This window comes from Actinoplanes sp. NPDC051633 (genome assembly GCF_040681735.1).
Taxonomy (GTDB): Bacteria; Actinomycetota; Actinomycetes; order Mycobacteriales; family Micromonosporaceae; genus Actinoplanes.
In genome coordinates, this window is record NZ_JBFAZH010000919.1 from 1 (window position 1) to 3,173 (window position 3,173).

Consider the following 3,173-nt stretch of genomic DNA (forward strand, 5'->3'; position numbering starts at 1 on the left):
CGCCGGCGCGGTGGCGCGCCGGCGGTCCGGGCGGTGGCGGTCATTTCTGGCCTCCGTCCTCGTGCACGTCCAGCCGGAGCGCACGCAGGTAGACGAACAGGGGGATGGCGATGAGCAGCAGCGACACGATCGCCATCGCCGCGCTGAGGCCGAACCGCAGACTCTGGAAGCTGGTGACGTAGACGATCATCGGCATCACGTTGACGTCGTCCGGCGCGGGTGCGCCGAAGAGCACGAACGGCAGCGTGAAGTTGTTGATGTGGTTGAGCGTCGCCAGCAGGCAGGCCAGCAGCACCGGGCCGCGCAGGTACGGCAGGATGACGTGGGTCAGCTTGGGCCACCAGTCCGCCCCGTCGATCGCCGAGGCCTCGTGCACCTCACCGTCGACGCTCTGCAGCGCGGCCAGCGCCATCAGGTAGATGAACGGCCACGCCGCCCAGATCTCCACCAGCACCAGCGTCCAGTACGACTTCGGCCCGCTGAGCCACAGCCCGCCGTCGATGCCGGCCTTCGCCAGCAGCGAGTTGACGATGCCGTCGGGCTGGAGCATGGTCCGCCACACGGTGGCCACCACGAACGACGGCAAAACGTACGGGATCAGGAAGACCGCTCGGACCAGGGCCCGGCCGCGGTAGGCGTTCTGGGTGGCCACCGCGGCGGCGATCCCGAACGGGACGGTCGCAATCGTCGACAGCACCGCGAACGACACGCTGATCCAGATCGAGTGCAGCAGGCCGGAGTCGAACGCCTCGGTGAAGTTCTTCAGCCCGATGAACTCGGCGTCCAGCCACCTGCGCAGCGTGTACTGGTCGAGGTCGATGAGCGCGATGTAGACCGCCAGCCCCAGCGGGATGATGATGATCAGCGTCATCAGCAGCCCGCCGGGCGCGAGCAGCCACAGTGGGCGCTGCCGCTCGGTGACGCCACGGCGTCGGTTCTCCCGGCCCGGCTCCACCCGTTCCGGAGGGCCGGCGGCCGGCGGCAGCACGGCCTGCGTTGTCGTGCGGTCGTCTGTCATGACGGTCTACTTCGCCCGGTCCAATGCCGACTGTGCGGCCTTCTGGGCATCCGCGAGCCGGCTGTCGAGCTGGGCGTCACTGATCTCGCCCTTCGACAGGTCGGGCAGCGACTGCACCACCACGTTCGTCAGCGCGAGCTGGATGTCACCCCAGGCGCCGGTGAACGGCGTCGCCACGGACTTCTTGGCGGCCTCGGTGACCGGGCCCAGCTTCGGGTCCGACACCAGGGTCTGCAGCGCCGCCGCGTTCGCGGGCATGTTGCCGAGTGCCTTGTAGTAGTCGAGCTGTGCCTCCTGATCGGTCACCAGCTTCACGTACTCGAAGGCCAGGTCCTTGTTCTTGGAGTAGTCCGCGACCAGCAGGTTGTCGCCGGAGAGGATGCTCGCGGCCTCCACGCCGTTCGGCGGCCGGGTGGTGGCGCCGGGCGGCACCGTCGGCAGCAGCGCGAACGACCACTTGCCCTTCACCGCGCCCTGGTCCAGCGCCTTGACGCCGGTGGGGCCGGTCAGCGCGATGTAGCCGGTCTTGCCCTTGGCGAAGGCGGCGACCGCCTGCGCGTTGGTCCAGCCGATCGCCGCCGGGTCGACCACCTTGTCGGTGGTCAGCCAGCCGAAGTACGTCTGGTACGCCTTCTTGGTGATCGGGTCGTTGAGCCGGGCGGTCTTGCCGTCGACCAGCGGGTTGCCGGCCGTCACGGACATGCCCCAGGCGAACTTCCACGGGTCGAAGTTGTCCTTGTATCCGATGGCGAGGCCGTACTGGCCGTCCTTGGTCATCTGCTTGGCCTGCTGACCCAGCTCGTCCCAGGTGGTCGCCGGCTTGTCGATCCCGGCCGCCTTGAGCAGCTCGGTGTTGTACGCCATCACGAACGGCCGGCTGACCCACGGGATGCCGACCTGGTTCTGCTCGTCCGGCCCGGAGATCCCCAGCGTCGCGGGGTTGAACTTCTCCTTGCCGCCGATCTTCTTCCACTCCTCGTCGCCGAGCTTGACGAACGCGCCCGTGGAGTAGGCGGTCGGCGTCAGCGTGGTGCCGACGGCGTACACGTCGGGTCCGGTGCCGGAGACCACCGAGGTCTGGATCTTGGTCAGCTCGTCGTTGGCGGTCGCGAACTCCTCGAACTTCACCGTCGCGCCGGTCTGCGCCTTGAACTTGTCGCTGATCGACTGCTTCCAGGCCTGGAACTCGGTCGGGTACTGCGTGTTGGCGCCGATCAGGACGTTCAGGGTCTTGCCCTCGCCGCCGCCGCTGCCGCCCTCGTCGTCTCCGCCGCACGCCGCGAGCGCCGTGGCGAGCACGGTCGCACCGGCCAGCGCTATCACTCTTCGGTATCGCATCTTTGATCTCCTATGGGACTGAGCTGCCTCAGGAGGGCCAGCCGGTTAAGTGATCGGCATCACTGTTACGCGATGGTTTCGAGAACTCGCTCCGTATGGCAATCAGTTGCCAGCAGTTGCCATGCCACCCGTGGCAACAGACGGCAACCCCTTGCCCACAACCGGTTCACACATCGACCCTCATGCCCATGGCTGCCCTGAACCCGCACCCGGACCGGCTGCTGCCTCCGGAGCCCGCGACCCGGTCCATCGCCCGGCGTCTCTACGAGGAGGTCCGGGCGCTGCCGATCGTGTCGCCGCACGGGCACGTCGACCCCCGGATGCTGCTCGACGACACCCCGTTCGCCGACCCGGCGTCGCTGTTCATCCAGCCCGACCACTACGTGACCCGGCTGCTGCACGCCGGCGGGGTGCCGCTGTCCGACCTCGGGGTGGGGGAGGGGCCGATGGCCCCGGACCGGGCGCGCGCGGCCTGGCGTCTGCTCTGTGCCAATTGGGCGCTGCTGCGGGGTACGCCCGTCCGCTACTGGTTCGACGAGGAGCTGTCCTCGATCTTCGGGATCACCGAGCAGCCGTCCGCCGCCAACGCCGACGAGCTCTACCACACCATCGACGCCCAGCTGCGGCAGCCGACCCACCGCCCGCGCGCCCTCCTCGAACGCTTCAACATCGCCTTCATGGCGACCACCGACGATCCGGCCGACGACCTGGCGGCCCACGCCGACCTGCGGTCCCGCACCGCCACGCGGGTGGCGCCCACCTTCCGCCCGGACCGGTACCTCGAGGTCGGCCGGCCCGGCTGGTCGGCGATCGTGAA

General features: G+C 68.8%; 3 protein-coding genes. 1 reads left to right on the plus strand and 2 read right to left on the minus strand.

All coding sequences use genetic code 11. The annotated features are described in order from the left end of the window. Nucleotides 1-40: 40 nt before the first annotated feature. Together AB0M20_RS34495 and AB0M20_RS34500 are read right to left on the minus strand one after the other, a co-directional pair. The gene (locus tag AB0M20_RS34495; protein WP_364304543.1) at nucleotides 41-1,018 is read right to left on the minus strand and encodes a sugar ABC transporter permease; all 978 of its coding nucleotides are present in this window, start codon (nucleotides 1,016-1,018) and stop codon (nucleotides 41-43) included. Between the two features lie 6 nt (nucleotides 1,019-1,024). Further along, nucleotides 1,025-2,356, minus strand: a complete 1,332-nt coding sequence (locus AB0M20_RS34500) for an extracellular solute-binding protein (protein WP_364304544.1) — start codon at nucleotides 2,354-2,356, stop codon at nucleotides 1,025-1,027. A 188-nt stretch (nucleotides 2,357-2,544) separates the two neighbouring features. On the opposite strand from AB0M20_RS34500, the gene AB0M20_RS34505 reads away from it, so the two are divergent. Then, nucleotides 2,545-3,173, plus strand: a 629-nt coding sequence (locus tag AB0M20_RS34505; protein WP_364304545.1) for a glucuronate isomerase, incomplete at its 3' end; no start/stop codon positions are given.